Genomic DNA, 14,996 nt, shown 5'->3' with positions numbered 1-14,996 from the left:
CAGTTTTTCAGCGATATAGTGAGTCGTCGGCCTTTTGCTTTGTTAAGTGGACAGTCTCCAGAGCGTGCATCAATGCTGGGCAGCGATCCTAAAAAAGCCATCTTGGGTGAGTTTGAAAAATATGCCCATACACTGACTTGCCATATTCATACTCCCAAAGTACCACCGCCTGTGGCACGCAAAGTAGCCAATGCTGAGGCTTTTCAAGCGCTGATCAGGGAATACCACGAGCGTGGTTACACAGTAAGGCTACCAGAAGTCATAGATATTGCTCCACAGCTATCTGAATTTACTCGTGCCTTAGAGTTTATTTTTGAGAAACCCGTCGGTGTAGTGATTTTCTGGAGTGAGGCGGGAGCTGCCGCCCCTGTGCACCATGATGAAATTGATGTCATCGTCGTCCAGATAACCGGCACTAAACGATGGTTTATTTCCGATGAACCAGCAACTCTGCCCAATGTCTGGAAAGGTATAGGTGAGGGGCCACCGCCACTAGGACGTTATACAACTTATGACGTAGAACCTGGTGATTTACTTTATGTACCACGAGGTACCGCCCATACTGTGCAATCCACGAGCGAATCTATTCATCTGTCGATTGGTTTTGTACCTGTCACTGTACGCGATGGTTTAAATGCTGTATTGGATCATATGGCTGATTTGGATCGAAATATAAGAAGCAATATAGGCTTACGCGCGGACAATGTATCAGGCGGACAAGACCAAAATGCCATTTTTGAGCAAATTAGGGCTGGACTTAAAAAGTTAAGTGAGCAATGCCAAACAGACGAGTTTATTTTGCAAGCAATGGCCAAACGGCGTTCACGTATGGTTTACGATTTACCTAAATTAAAATCGGACAAAACAACGTCAACCATTCATGTTAATAGCAAGATTAAACACAATCCGCTTTCTATTTCACAGTTGATCGGCACTGCCGATATCCTAGACTGGTGCCAACCTGCAGAGAAAATTTTGATCCACCCTGGGGCAGAACAAGCCTTACGTTTTATTGCAGCCAATGTTGAATTTAAGGTGATGGATATCCCTGGGGAGCTGGGTGATGATGTGCGTATTGCACTGGTAAGTCGTTTAATTACCAGCGGCTTTCTGCAGGCTAAATAAATGCCACACAGGCCAGCAAGCTGAATGTAACACTATCCTGTTATCCGCCTAGCTAGCTCAAGCCTCGGTTTTTGCGCTTCCAGTTTACGAATGTAATCAAGTAAGTAGGGGTTATCTTCGGCAAAATCTGCGGCATTAATATTAGTATTATTGAGATAAAATATTTTACGTTGTTTGGTTTGCATCATGCTTAGAGCCCTATTAAAATAGCGCTGAAACAGTTTGTCAAATTGCCCACTGTCACTGGCTTTTTTTAACCCAAACATTAAACGCTCAGTTAAAGCAGGTTGCTTTTTACTTACAAAAAAATAGCTCGGCAAATATGTATACACCGCAATGTTATCTGCAATGCTAAGTTCAGGCATAGTCTGACGATAGACCTTGTGCTCGGCTTCAATTTCGTAAACTCCACGCATTAATAACTGGAATCGATCAGCTTCTAACATCGGAAAAAGTGTCTCATAGGTTGAGCCATACATAACGCTAAACCCATTGTCTTCTAATATTTTAGCGGTTGACCAACCTCGCCCCTGGCCTATTACTTGGCTCCGCAGATCAGTCAATGAATTAATGTCAGCTAGTTTGTTTTGTTGGGCTTGATGAGCAAAAAACATGCGGTAGCTTGCTAAACCTTTCATGATGGGAAAGTGCACAACATCGGCTTTTTCTAACCATGCTGGCAAAGGCATTGATACTGCAACAGACAACCACTCCCCTTTTTCTAATTCTAATAATTGGCGTCCAACAACGGTTTGATACTTATGTTGCACTATTTTAAAGGGGCCAAATTTTTCTGCCGATAGCGTAAGGGCTAAGTTTAATAACTCATCAGCATAAAGCCGATGGTCACTTGGCCTTTCCATTAATGGAATATTGACCAGAGTTACCGCATTAGATAAGTCAGCTGCTTTTATAGGCCAAGACATCCAGAGTAAACTGGAAAATATAAGTACTTTCACATTTTTAAATGACCGGATCATCGCAGCTGTATCGTTATTGTTCAAAAGAGTTTCACAAAACTGAGTCAAATTTTTATACACCATTCCACAGAGCTTTACTAGGCCACAGTGTACGTAAGTCATTTTAAATAGACCAATATTCGCTCAGCATTGCTTGTGCTGATTGCTGTGTTAATCTGAGAAAATACACTCAAACAGCACTCCTCTATAGGGTTGCCACAAAAATTAAAGGAAAAATATGAAAGTACTTACCGGTTTTTCGTTTGGCTTATTAATGGCAATGTACAGTTGTACTGGTTTAGCCGCTGACAACCAACTGACTAAACAAGAACAAAACGAAGGCTGGCAGTTGTTATTTGATGGCAGCGATCTTTCGCAATGGCGCAATTTTAAACAACAAAGTTTACACCCTGGCTGGACAACTGACAGTGGCACACTCAAGTTAAGTGCGCCGGGTGCGGGGGATATTCTCACTAAGACCAGCTACAGCAATTTTGATTTAAAATTAGAGTGGAAAATCGCTGAAGGTGGCAATAGTGGCATTCTAATCATGGCAGACGAAAGTGGTAAATACGTTTATTCTCACGCGCCAGAAATTCAAATTTTAGACAATGAGCGCCACTCTGATAATAAAATTGATTCTCATAGTTCTGGTTCTTTATATGACATGGTCGCCTCCCCTTCTTCGAGCTTTAAACCCGCTGGAGAGTGGAATCAGGTGCGTATTCGTTTACAAGATAATCATTTGCAGATTTGGCAAAATGAGGTCATTACCACCAGCATAGTTATTGGCAGTAGCACTTGGGACAAACTGATTGCCAACAGTAAATTTGCCACTTGGGAGGGTTTTGGTACAGGCAAACAAGGCCATATCGGTTTGCAAGATCATGGTGATGTTGTGTGGTTTAAAAATATCAAAATCAAGGAGCTAAACTAATGGCCTTACTTAAGCACGATGTCATCATTGTTGGCTCCGGAGCAGGTGGCGCTATGGCGGCTTATGAGCTAACCAAAGCGGGTATTCAGGTTCTTTTACTGGAGGCCGGCCGTGATTACGACCCTTTAACTGAAACCCCGATGTTTCATCGTAATGCCGATGCGCCTCTGTTGGGCTCAGGTAATGTTGATAAAGACTTTGGTTTTTATGATGCCACCGTTGACGGTGGCTGGACTGTGCCAGACGAACCCTATACCAGTGCCGAAGGAAGTGATTTTATGTGGTGGCGCTCGCGTATGTTGGGTGGCCGCACTAATCACTGGGGTCGTTATTCACTGCGTTTTAGTGAACATGACTTTAAAGGTAAAAGCCGCGATGGTTTAGGTGCAGATTGGCCCTTTGAGTATAAGGATATTGCCCCTTGGTATGATAAAACCGAAGCACTTGTTGGTGTGTGTGGCACCAATACAGGTTTAGATGATATGCCGGACTCTGCTCCAGGAGTATTACAGCCACCCCCCAAACCCAGAATCCCCGAATTGTTGGTGGCGGCGGCGGCGAAAAAGCTCGGCATACCTCTGGCACCCATGCACCGTGCCGTTTTAACGCAGCCTTTAGATAATCGTGCTAAATGTTTTTATGCCAGCCCTTGTGGTCGTGGTTGTTCCATAGGTGCTGCTTTTCAAACTACTACATCATTACTGCCCATGGCTAAAGCCACCGGTAAACTTGAAGTGATCACCAATGCCATGGTGAGAGCGATAGATACTAATGCAGAAGGCAAGGTGACAGGCCTAAGTTATATCGATAAAACTACCGCTACTGAACATAAACTCAGTGCCCGTGTAGTGATCCTTGCGGCCAGTGCTTGTGAGTCTGCGCGTTTGTTGCTCAATTCAAAAAGCCCTAAACATCCCCAAGGTTTAGCCAATTCAAGCAAACAAGTTGGGCGTAATTTGATGGATTCAACCGGCGCAGGTATCGGAGCGCAAATTCCATTATTACGCAATAGACCGCGCTATAACGAAGATGGCCATACCGCCAACCATTTGTTTGTGCCGTGGTGGGGGCATGAGGCACAAGCACGTGGTGAATTGAATTTTCCCCGAGGTTATCACTTTGAAATTGGCAGTGGTTTTAGCGCACCAGGCTCTTGGGTTTCAGGCAATTTTCAAGGTTATGGCAAAGCATTAAAAGACGAAGCAAAAGCCAATTATGGTGCTTCAGTCAGTTTTGCCTTACGGGGTGAAATGTTACCAAACGATGATTGTTACATGGAAATCGACGACCAAGTCAGCGATAAATGGGGCATTCCAGTAGCTAAGTTTCATTGGCGTTGGTCACAACATGAAATCAATCAGGTTGCTCATGGATTACAAACCGCTAAAGACATATTAACCACTATGGGTGCTGAAGTAGGTGAACTGCCAGAGCCTGAAAAAGCCATTCTCAAAGGTGGGCAAATTATCCATGAAGTAGGTACCACTCGTATGGGCGAATCACCACAAGATTCGGTGACCAATCAATGGGGCCAGACTTGGGATTGCGCCAATTTGTTTGTCATGGACGCCGGCGTATTTGCCTCTAACCCCCACAAAAACTGCACCTTAACCATCATGACCTTAGCCATGCGTAATGCCAACTGGTTAGCTGGGCAAATTCAACAAGGAGTGCTCTAAGATGAGTGATAATCAACCCAATAGTAAAGCTTATCACTACTTGCCTACCATGAGTCGCCGCGACTCACTTAAGTGGTTAAGTGTTTTGGCGGCCAGCGCAGTATTACCGGGCGTGGTGGCTTGCACTCCCAATTCAACTTCTATTACCTCATCTGTTGTAGGCCATTGGCCAGATTTAAAGCTTACGCCAATTAGTAGTGTTGGTTATGGCAAAGATCCCAATTTAATCATTCCACCCCGCTCTGCCTGGCCACGCACCTTAAACGCAGAACAACTGACTTTAGTGGCCATGCTCTCTGATATTTTGGTACCTCGGGATGGTGATATTCCCTCGGCCAGTGAAGTTAATGTGCCTGATGTTATTGACGAGTGGGTCAGTGCTCCGTATGAAAGACAACAGAACGACAGGCCCAATATACTCAATACCCTAGCCTGGATAGATGACGAAGCGGCTTTGCGTTTTGGGCAAAAATTTGTCGCCTTAAAAACCGAGCAACAGTTTGCCATTATGGATGATATTGCCTATCAGACTGAGCAAACACCTAGTGAATTTAGCCGTATAGCGGGTGCTTTTAGCGTTTTCCGCCAACTGGTTTTAGCCGCGTTTTTCTGTTCGCCGCAAGGCACTAAAGAGATTGGTTATTTAGGTAACGTGCCAATCGCCGGTGATTATCCCGGCCCCAGTGACGAGGCCTTAGCCCACTTGGATGAAATATTGAATAAACTTGGCTTAAGTGATTATGTCTATACTGAGCAAAGCTAAACAGTCACATTGTGGCTGGAAGGTAGCATTAAACGGCTACCTTTTGGTTTGACAATTCAGCGGATGAAACCCTTATTTACACCACAGATGTATCCCATTTAGCGCTTATGTTAGGCTAAGGGTAATTTAGATTTATAAGAGACTCGTCAATGTCCGTATTTGCCCAAACTTATCCTCAGCATATTCAAGAATTACAAAACCGTACCCGTCATGCCCTAGAACGTGAAGGTATTGATGGCCTGATCATTCATTCTGGCCAAGGCAAACGAATGTTTCTGGACGACAATAACTATCCTTTTCATGTCAATCCGCAGTTTAAAGCTTGGCTGCCGGTGGTGGATAACCCCAATTGCTGGTTGATAGTTAATGGCACGGATAAACCCAAATTAGTATTTTATCGACCCAAAGATTTTTGGCACAAAGTGCCAGCCGAACCAAGCGATTTTTGGGCTGAGCAATTTGATATCGTATTTCTTACGCAAGCTGATGCCGTTGAAAAACACTTACCTTTTGATAAAAGCAAATATGCTTATATTGGTGAATTTATTGAGGTAGCAAAAGCCTTAGGTTTTGAACTGGTTAATCCTGATCGTGTCATGCACTATTTACATTATCAACGCGCCTATAAAACCGATTACGAATTGCACTGCATGCGTGAAGCTAATCGCCTAGCGGTTGACGGTCACCGAGCGGCAAAAATTGCGTTTGAACAAGGCTTGAGTGAGTTTGAAATTAATTTAGCTTATCTGTGTGCAGTGGGTCAGGGCGAAAACGAAGTGCCCTATAACAATATTATTGCCCTCAACGAAAACGCGGCTATTTTGCACAATATGCAAGTTGATAAACAAGCTCCTGCTGATAGCCGTTCATTTTTGATTGATGCTGGAGCGAGTTGTAAGGGGTATGCCGCCGATATTACCCGTACATATAGTGCAAAGTCAGGTCAGTTTGCCGAGTTAGTTCAAGCTATGCATCAGGTCACATTGAACTTGGTTGATATGCTTAAGCCCGGTGTAGTTTATAGCCAAATCCATATTGAGGCTTATCGCCAAATCGCTGGTTTGTTATCGCAATTTGGTGTCGTTAATCTGGCACCAGATGACATAGTCGCGCAAAAAATTGTTAGTATCTTTTTCCCTCATGGTATTGGCCACTTTTTGGGTTTACAAGTGCATGACGTTGCAGGACATGTGGCAGATGATTGGGGCACACCTAATCCTCCACCAGCAGAACATCCATTTTTACGCACAACACGAATTATCGAAGCCCGTCAGGTATTCACCATTGAACCAGGTCTGTATTTTATCGATAGTTTGTTGGCCGATTTAAAAGCCAGTGAGCAATCTAAATACATTAACTGGGATAGCGTGGCAGAACTCAAACCTTTTGGTGGCATTCGCATTGAAGACAACATAATTGTGCACCGCGAACGTAACGAAAATATGACCCGCGAACTAGGCTTAAACTAAAACCCTCTTTATAAGCTTTAGCACTTTCAAGTGCTAAAGCTTTATTCCCGTCTGCCGGCACTATTACCCAATTCAAACCCTCGCTTTTTATATCTTTATCGAACATCCTGCTGTTTAAAAAACACACAAATTTATTGCCATATTCGCTTCAACTAAGGCACACTGCGAGCTTTAGTCATGCCATCTCAGCATGACGGATTTAACATTTGTAGAGATTTAAATAAGCCATGACCACTCACCATAAGCTAGGCAACAGGACGCCAAGTGACAGATTGTTTGTCACCTTGATGCTAATTGGCATTGCAGTGGTGGCGTTGATTTGGGGCTTAGAAGAATACTTTGATGTGATCTTACCTTATGACCGCTATGGATATTTTATCACCATCATTGTGGCGGCTTTTTGTTTGCTTCTTGCGCACTTTTTACGACGTGCTAATACAGCCAAGATTTTACTGTTTTTTTATATGTCGCTATATCTGATAAGTTTAACCATTTTAAGTTTTATCAATTCAGCCAATTCTGGTGACATTTATACGTTTTCCTCTACCTTACAATGGCTGCCGATTCTTTATCTGGTGGCTTTTTTGTTTTTGTCAGTTAAACAAGCAGTCATTAGTACCATCGCGATTTATGCCTTGTTGGTGAGTTTATTGATTTTACCTTACTTGGGATTGTTACACGTTGAGTCGGCGGCGCTTAAGGCTTTATCCATCAACATTACCCTATCCCACGCTGTGTATATCTTTTGTATGTTTGGTGTGATCAAGCTCAAACAAACGCAAAAAGAATCCCAATTAAAGGCTTTGCAAATGGAGCAAGCAGCCAATAATGATGGTTTGTTAGGCATAGGTAACCGTCGTTTACTCGAAGCAGAGTTGGATTCACGTGTAGCCAAACATACGCCGTTTTCCTTGTTATTAATTGATATCGACTTTTTTAAATCAATTAATGATGTGCATGGCCATTTAGTCGGGGATGATACTCTGCGCGAAATAACCCAATGCATGAATGCTAATTTACGTCCTCAGGATATGCTTGGTCGTTGGGGCGGTGAAGAGTTTTTAGTGATTGCTAATGGTGCTAAATTTGACAGCGCCTTAACCTTAGCAGAGCGGCTACGCACAGCAGTCGAAAGCCATTCTTTTTCTACCGTAGGAAAAGTGACGGTCAGTATAGGTGTGTCTCAATTCAAGCCTGATAAACCCTTGAGTCAAACCTTTGCTGAAGCGGATAAAGCTCTATATCAAGCCAAAAACGCTGGGCGTAATCAGGTAGTGGCCGCAGCCTGACACTTTTATTGATCACGACAAATACCTATTTTTTAAAAAATTTCCCCTGCTTTAAACTTAATTCTCTTTTACTTCGACTTATATACGAGCCTTTAATCTGAGTAACTAGATGATTAAGCGCATAACACTGTATTTTGTGGTGCATTTTATTAAGGTAACGCCCGTCAATTTACGCCTCACAGTTAAGTGAATAATAAAAAACCGGAACCCGATCTCATGTCTTACCTCTTTTTGTGCCTGCCGGGCAAACGCCTTTTTACCCTTATGTTGCTGCTATTGAGTGCCCCACTTTTTGCGCAAAACCTGCAATTAGTAGACAAGCAACATGCTATTCCCAACCTCAACGGACAAATCGAAATTGACGGAATATTAAGCGAAAGTCAGTGGCAACAGGCACAGCGTATTGAGCTCAATTTTGTCACTCGGCCTTCAGAAAACACCGCTCCTCCTATCAAAACCGAAGTATTGATTTTTGAAGATGGCGAGACCCTGTATGTCGCATTTAAAGCTAGTGATCCTAAGCCTGAGGATATCCGTGCTCATTATCGTGATCGCGATAGTGTATGGAATGATGACATTGTCGGCATAGTGCTGGACACATTTAACGACAGACGTTTGGCTTATGAGTTTTTTGTTAATGCTCATGGCATTCAGATTGATGCGATTCAAAATGAAATGATCGGGGAAGAAAACGATAGTTGGGATGCTATCTGGCAATCGGCTGGCACCATCGATGAGCAAGGTTATCAGGTTGAAATTGCTATTCCACTGCGCATCATGAACTTTGTAGAAAGCACCGAGCAAAAAACGTGGGCCGCCGAATTTTTGCGTTTTTACCCACGCCAAGACAGATTACGTATCTCCAATTTACCTCAGGATCGTAATAACGCCTGTTACCTGTGTCAGATTGGCGAGATAAACGGATTTAAAGAGGCAAAACAAGGCAAAAACCTAGCGATTGTACCTTCACTGGTTACTGGTAAAAGCCGCAGTCGCAACCCAACTGACGATCTTAAGTGGCAAGATGCAGACAATACTGAAGTTGGTTTGGATCTTAAGTGGGGTATTACTCCGGAAGTATCACTACAAGCCACCTTGAACCCCGATTTTTCACAAGTAGAGGCTGACTCTGCTCAACTTAGTATCAACAATACCTTTGCGTTATTTTTTAATGAAAAACGTCCGTTTTTTCTCGAAAACGCCGATTATTTTTCAAGCAATTTTGATTTGGTTTACACCCGTAACATCAATGCGCCTGATTATGGAACCAAGGTGACGGGACGCATGGATGAGCATACTTTTGGTTTGTTTGTGGCAAATGACGAACAAGCTACGTTTTTAGTGCCGGGCAATCTGGGTTCGAGCATTGCGCAAATTGACGAAAAGTCCACCAATATGGCTTTGCGTTATCGTTATGATGTATCGGATGACCTCGCCATAGGCTGGACCAATACGGTACGTGAAGCCGGGCCTTACCACAATTATGTGTATGGCTTTGATAGCAAGTATCAAATCAGCGCGCAAGACACCCTAAAAGTGCAATTACTCAAATCCGATACCGCTTACCCCGAAGATTTATATAAAGAATTTTGTGCTAACAACTGTGAAAACGATAATGACTTTTCAGAGGCGGCACTGCGTCTACAAAAATACCAAAATTTTAGTGATACAGGCTATCGCATTAACTATAACCATGATGAACGAAACTGGGACGCACGAGCCATGTTGCAATCCCGCGGTGCGGATTTCCGCACCGATTTGGGTTTTGGCCCCTTGGCCGACCACCAACAAAAAGTCATTGGTGGTGGTTATAATTGGTATAACGAAAAAACCTGGTGGAATAAAATTCGAATCAGTGGTGACTGGGACATTTCACACAATGATGCTGGTGAATTATTGGAGCAAGAAAGTGAGATTTACCTGGGCATGCAAGGCCAATTACAGTCTTATTTTGAACTAGGTTATCTCGAACGTAAACGGGTTGGTTTACGACATGATCCGAGCAAACTAGCCATCAGCAACAATACCACCTTATTTAATGAACGTTTTGTCACTTTGTATGGCGAATTTCGGCCTATTAGCCCACTTTACCTCGAACTGTTTGTGCGCCTTGGCGATGAAATAGATTTTGATAACAATCGTTTAGGTCGCCAAACTCAACTTGTGCCTAGCATAGGTTGGAATATAGGCCAGCATTTACAAATTAATCTGACTCACGTTTACAAAAAACTAGAGGTACAAGAGCAGCCTCTGTTTAGCGCTAACCTAAGTGATTTGCGTATTACTTATCAGTTTGATCAACGTCAGTTTTTGCGTTTTATCGCGATTTATTCAGACATTGAACGAAATCCTGATTTGTATGCTTTTAGCGTGGATAAGCGCAGTCGTGATCTAAGTGCTCAGTTACTTTATTCTTACAAAGTGAACCCTCTCACTAAGTTTTTTGTGGGTTATTCAAATGCGGCGCAACAAAACGATGTAATCAACTCACTTACTAACACCGAACATTCTGTTTTCATGAAATTTAGCTATGCTTGGTTGAATTAGTAGCCAAAAGAACAGATATTAGACAGGTGGCAAATCTCGCCACCTGTAGTAAGGAAGCAATACATGGAAAATCTACTCGATTATATTCTTAACGTGCAAACTCTGGTGCTGGTTTTTGTCATTGTCCTGCTCAAAACCTCAATCAAGTTTGTGCCGCAAAACCGCGCTTATGTCATTGAACGTTTTGGTAAATATCAGTCCACTAAAGAAGCGGGCTTGAATTTTATTGTGCCCTTTATTGATCGAATTTCAGCTGATCGTTCTTTAAAAGAAAAAGCGGTTGATGTGCCTGAACAAAGTGCCATCACCAAAGACAATATTTCCCTATCAGTAGATGGCGTGCTGTATTTTCGAGTTTTAGATCCCTACAAAGCCACTTATGGCATTGACGATTATGTATTTGCGGTAACCCAACTTGCGCAAACCACCATGCGTTCTGAGCTAGGTAAAATGGAACTGGATAAAACCTTTGAAGAGCGTGACGTACTCAATACCAACATAGTCGCCGCGATCAACGAAGCATCTGGCCCATGGGGTATTCAGGTACTACGTTACGAAATTAAAGACATAGTGCCCCCACAATCCGTAATGGAAGCCATGGAAGCACAAATGAAGGCTGAGCGGGTGAAACGTGCACAAATTCTTGAATCTGAAGGCGACAGACAAGCTGCCATCAACCGCGCTGAAGGACAAAAAGCCTCTGTGGTATTGGCAGCTGAAGCTGACAAGGCTGAAGCCGTATTACGTGCCGAAGGTGAGGCTAAGGCCATAGTCGCAGTAGCCAGTGCACAAGCCGAGGCACTACGCCAAGTAGGTGAAGCCGCTGCCACCGAACAAGGGCAAAAAGCGATTCAACTTGATCTGGCCACCAAAGCTATTGAAGCTAAACGTGCCATCGCCAAAGAATCTTCTGTAGTGTTATTACCCGATGGCGGAACCGATGCAGCCAGTATGGTTGCCCAGGCAATGACCATCATAAATACCTTAAACAAAAAGGCCTAATGTATGGAATGGGTAAGCAATAATTTGGCTGAAAGCTTATTGATACTCGGTTTAGCCCTGCTGGCCATTGAAATAGCCGTGTTAGGTTTTTCAACCTTTGTACTATTTTTTGTGGGCCTAGCAGCGGCCATAACAGGCGTATTGTTGTATGTTGGACTATTTCCAGAAACCATCACAAATGCAGCTATGTCAGTGGCAATATTAACCGCCTTGGCTGCAATTATATTGTGGAAGCCGCTCAAAAAACTCCAATCTAAAGTGGACAAAACCAAGGCTAAAGGCGATTTGGTGGGGCACAGTTTTGTACTAACAGAAACCGTGTCACCCGAGCATCAAGCTAAATACCGTTACTCAGGGATCGAGTGGAAACTTATCAGTTCTGAAACTCTAGTTGCGGGTACTAAAGTAGAAGTAAGTGAAGCAGCAGTGGGTGTGTTTTATATTAAAGCTCAATAAACGTGGGCAAATAAAGACTATGACGTTTTTGACTTAAAGCCGCATAACAACAAAATAGTATGCAAAAGCACTCTTTAGAGTGCTTTTTATATCCCAACTATCTGCACAAACACATCGAAGATTTGCTTGTACTTTGCCTATGTTCCCCATATAAAAAGAGGCAATACAATTAAAGCGCAATGGAGAGCAAAAGACGATGGCCACCCACCGACCATTATTCAAACATATTCGTAATCACGATGCGCTTTTTAGCGAACTCGCCATGACGAGAAATCACTTCGCGCAAAGTTTGGGGCTCGATAAACATGGCTATCATAAAACGCCTAAGTTTGTGACGGCCGAGGGCAAACGCCTTAGTATTGAACCCGAGCGCAGTATAGTGGTGCCTAATTTCAAAACCTTACGCGGGGTTAAATCCCTGCTCGAAAAGCATATTGACGGTTTTAAAGTGGTCAGTCACAGTGACATCGGTTTTCGTTATCCTACTGCGGCTATTGCCGGATTAGAGGCGCCTTTTATCAAACGTTTTCGTTCGGAATTTTTCCATAAGGAAGGCGAAGACCGAAAAATATGTCGGCCTATCAACTTATCTTATGGCATCAAAAGCCGCGGTAAGGCTGACAATCGCCAGGAGTATGAAATTTGGGTTCCTAACGAAAACGTCACCCAAGATCCCTCGCCCTTGTTTATCGATAAATACGGTGAAGACTTACCCGATGATGTGCGTGATTTTGCTGCGCTCCCCCCTGTTGTATATGGCTGGATGGGCGTAAAACGAGCCGCTTTTGAAGCCATTTATATAAATACAAATCAGATGGGGGATATTGCCATCAATATAGGTTTGTCTGTTGATGCCTATAATATTGGTGCCCGCCCCGACTTATCTTATTCGCCCAGAGCCGGCAGTTCGATTGCAGTAGGTAATGCTGAACTGGAATGGGAAGTGATGGGTTATTATGCACCTAAAGGTAAACATCATAGTCATGATGAGATTTGGCAGGCGATCTACCACACCATTGAAATAATTGGCCAAAATGTGGATAGCCTTTATGAGCAAACGGCTTTAGCCACCAATGAAAGTAAAACCGAACGTATCTTAAGTACCGTCAGTCAGCAGGATATTTCGCTGGAAGAAATTCTGGAATGGAACCTCAAACCCTGGGAATTTTTGCAAACCAGCAGTTCACATCGACGTAAAGCTCACGATCCTTCACGTTCGGTTAATTTGCTGGGACGGCTTAATCGTTTGTTTTATCAAGAATCACACATACTACCTTCGCTGAATGAAATTCACGATTTGATTGCGTAAGCATTATTTATTAAACGCACTAGTAACAAAAACGGAGGCATAAGCCTCCGTTTTGCAATCTAGCTTGTCAGCTTAATCACCAGCAACCTGCATATTATCAATCAATATCGAGCCGGTTTGAATTGCTCCACGGGTTTCAGCCTGCGCGCCTATGGCAACGATATTCAACAACATATCAGCCAAGTTACCGGCTATGGTGATTTCGTGAACTGGGTATTGGATCACGCCATTTTCAACCCAAAAACCAGCGGCTCCACGAGAATAATCACCGGTGACGATATTCACACCTTGACCCATGAGTTCGGTAACCAAAAGGCCAGTACCTAATTTAGCCAACATCTCTTGATCAGATTGACCACTGTGTTTGATAAACCAGTTATGAATCCCCCCCGCATGACCTGTGGTTGTCATGTTCATTTTACGCGCTGAGTAGCTGGTCATCAGATAATGATTAAGATGGCCGTCGGTGACGATTTCCATATCCTTGGTGATCACACCTTCATGATCAAAAGGAGAGCTGGCTAAGCCGCGTAATACATGAGGTTTTTCAACAATATTTAACCACGAAGGCAGGACTTGTTGACCCAGTTTATCGAGTAAAAAAGAAGATTTACGATAGAGGTTACCACCGCTGATGGCGCTCACAAAATGGCCAAACAGACCCGAGGCTATTTCACGATGAAATAATACCGGCACTTTACAGGTTTTAACTTTTCTGGCGCCTAGACGGGCTAAAGTCAACTGTGCAGCTTCAAGACCTACTTGGGCTGGTGATAACAATAAATTGGCTTCACGATTTACCGTGTAGGCATAATCACGTTGCATATCACCATTTTGTTCACCAATTACCACACAACTCAAACTGTAACGACTGCTGTGATAACCGGCATTTAAGCCGTGACTGTTGCCATAAACCTTAGTGCCTAAATTAGCGTTATAAGAGGCGCCATCAGAGTTAGTAATGCGTTTATCAACATTCAATGCAGCCTCTTCAGCAGCAATAACTTGTTTGATGGCAAATTCGGTATCGAGTTCTTGGGGGTGAAACAGGTCTAGATCAGGATACTCAAAGGCCATTAACTCTTTGTCGGCCAAACCAGAAAAAGGATCTTCGCTGGTATGTTTAGCGATTTCGATGGCTTTTTCGACTGTCAGTTTAAGGGCTTGGGGAGATAAATCAGCTGTAGATGCACTGCCTTTTTTCTTGCCATGATAAACCGTGATACCCAAACCGCCATCGTTGGTAAACTCAACGGTTTCAACTTCTTTCAAACGGGAGGAAACCGCAATACCTTGCACCTTTGACATGCTGGCTTCAGCTTGGGTAGCCCCCATTGTTTTGGCTAGTTTGAGGGCATCTTCGACTATGTTTTGAATTTCTGCTAATTGCTGCTGCATACGACCCGCGTTATCGAACTATATTAATAGTGTTATCAAGGTTACAATCTAGGCCTAGTGTAA

General features: G+C 43.3%; 12 protein-coding genes. 10 read left to right on the top strand and 2 right to left on the bottom strand.

Annotated elements, in window-relative coordinates:
• Positions 1-18: 18 nt before the first annotated feature.
• Positions 19-1,125, top strand: a complete 1,107-nt coding sequence (locus tag AX660_RS06105) for a cupin domain-containing protein (protein ID WP_235594664.1) — start codon at positions 19-21, stop codon at positions 1,123-1,125.
• A 32-nt stretch (positions 1,126-1,157) separates the two neighbouring features.
• On the opposite strand, the gene AX660_RS06100 is transcribed toward AX660_RS06105, so the two are convergent.
• Positions 1,158-2,051 carry a type 2 periplasmic-binding domain-containing protein gene (locus AX660_RS06100; protein ID WP_157884307.1) on the bottom strand — a complete coding sequence of 298 codons (894 nt, stop codon included), beginning with the start codon at positions 2,049-2,051 and terminating at the stop codon, positions 1,158-1,160.
• 271 nt (positions 2,052-2,322) lie between these two features.
• Between AX660_RS06100 and AX660_RS06095 the strand changes: the two genes are divergently transcribed.
• The 9 genes from AX660_RS06095 to AX660_RS06055 all read left to right on the top strand — a co-directional run bounded on the left by AX660_RS06095 (position 2,323) and on the right by AX660_RS06055 (position 13,535).
• Positions 2,323-3,021, top strand: a complete 699-nt coding sequence (locus AX660_RS06095) for a 3-keto-disaccharide hydrolase (RefSeq protein WP_082768755.1) — start codon at positions 2,323-2,325, stop codon at positions 3,019-3,021.
• On the top strand, positions 3,021-4,700 hold the full coding sequence (locus AX660_RS06090; RefSeq protein ID WP_068374003.1) for a GMC family oxidoreductase: 1,680 nt from the start codon (positions 3,021-3,023) through the stop codon (positions 4,698-4,700). The genes AX660_RS06095 and AX660_RS06090 overlap by 1 nt, the downstream gene beginning before the upstream one ends.
• Position 4,701: 1 nt before the next feature.
• Positions 4,702-5,463 carry a gluconate 2-dehydrogenase subunit 3 family protein gene (locus tag AX660_RS06085; RefSeq protein ID WP_068374001.1) on the top strand — a complete coding sequence of 254 codons (762 nt, stop codon included), beginning with the start codon at positions 4,702-4,704 and terminating at the stop codon, positions 5,461-5,463.
• Between the two features lie 149 nt (positions 5,464-5,612).
• Positions 5,613-6,932, top strand: a complete 1,320-nt coding sequence (pepQ, locus tag AX660_RS06080; RefSeq protein ID WP_068373996.1) for a Xaa-Pro dipeptidase — start codon at positions 5,613-5,615, stop codon at positions 6,930-6,932.
• Positions 6,933-7,204: 272 nt separating this feature from the next.
• On the top strand, positions 7,205-8,221 hold the full coding sequence (locus AX660_RS06075) for a GGDEF domain-containing protein (protein WP_201027408.1): 1,017 nt from the start codon (positions 7,205-7,207) through the stop codon (positions 8,219-8,221).
• A 216-nt stretch (positions 8,222-8,437) separates the two neighbouring features.
• A complete protein-coding gene (locus AX660_RS06070; protein ID WP_068375261.1) occupies positions 8,438-10,768 on the top strand; it encodes a carbohydrate binding family 9 domain-containing protein in 2,331 nt (776 codons plus the stop codon).
• Positions 10,769-10,831: 63 nt separating this feature from the next.
• Entirely contained in the window at positions 10,832-11,770 is a 939-nt protein-coding gene (locus tag AX660_RS06065) for an SPFH domain-containing protein (protein ID WP_068373986.1), read from the top strand.
• 3 nt (positions 11,771-11,773) lie between these two features.
• Positions 11,774-12,226, top strand: coding sequence for an NfeD family protein (locus AX660_RS06060; RefSeq protein WP_068373981.1), 453 nt, complete (start codon positions 11,774-11,776; stop codon positions 12,224-12,226).
• Positions 12,227-12,422: 196 nt separating this feature from the next.
• Complete coding sequence (locus tag AX660_RS06055; protein WP_068373978.1) at positions 12,423-13,535, top strand: hypothetical protein; 1,113 nt, start codon at positions 12,423-12,425, stop codon at positions 13,533-13,535.
• Positions 13,536-13,607: 72 nt separating this feature from the next.
• Here AX660_RS06055 and pmbA read toward each other — a convergent pair whose 3' ends face one another.
• A complete protein-coding gene (gene pmbA, locus AX660_RS06050) occupies positions 13,608-14,933 on the bottom strand; it encodes a metalloprotease PmbA (RefSeq protein ID WP_068373975.1) in 1,326 nt (441 codons plus the stop codon).
• Positions 14,934-14,996: the final 63 nt, after the last annotated feature.

Source organism: Paraglaciecola hydrolytica (assembly GCF_001565895.1).
Lineage (GTDB): Bacteria > Pseudomonadota > Gammaproteobacteria > Enterobacterales > Alteromonadaceae > Paraglaciecola > Paraglaciecola hydrolytica.
Note: the sequence above shows the minus strand (reverse complement) of the source record. Positions and strands in the feature narration are given on the sequence as shown.

Excerpts from the sequence above, each read along its gene's own strand:
- pmbA (WP_068373975.1), bottom strand. The coding sequence starts at position 14,933 with ATGCAGCAGCAATTAGCAGAAATTCAAAACATAGTCGAAGATGCCCTC.
- AX660_RS06095 (WP_082768755.1), top strand. The coding sequence starts at position 2,323 with ATGAAAGTACTTACCGGTTTTTCGTTTGGCTTATTAATGGCAATGTAC.
- AX660_RS06085 (WP_068374001.1), top strand. The coding sequence starts at position 4,702 with ATGAGTGATAATCAACCCAATAGTAAAGCTTATCACTACTTGCCTACC.
- AX660_RS06060 (WP_068373981.1), top strand. The coding sequence starts at position 11,774 with ATGGAATGGGTAAGCAATAATTTGGCTGAAAGCTTATTGATACTCGGT.
- AX660_RS06100 (WP_157884307.1), bottom strand. The coding sequence starts at position 2,051 with ATGTCTTGGCCTATAAAAGCAGCTGACTTATCTAATGCGGTAACTCTG.
- AX660_RS06090 (WP_068374003.1), top strand. The coding sequence starts at position 3,021 with ATGGCCTTACTTAAGCACGATGTCATCATTGTTGGCTCCGGAGCAGGT.
- AX660_RS06065 (WP_068373986.1), top strand. The coding sequence starts at position 10,832 with ATGGAAAATCTACTCGATTATATTCTTAACGTGCAAACTCTGGTGCTG.
- AX660_RS06070 (WP_068375261.1), top strand. The coding sequence starts at position 8,438 with ATGTCTTACCTCTTTTTGTGCCTGCCGGGCAAACGCCTTTTTACCCTT.
- pepQ (WP_068373996.1), top strand. The coding sequence starts at position 5,613 with ATGTCCGTATTTGCCCAAACTTATCCTCAGCATATTCAAGAATTACAA.
- AX660_RS06055 (WP_068373978.1), top strand. The coding sequence starts at position 12,423 with ATGGCCACCCACCGACCATTATTCAAACATATTCGTAATCACGATGCG.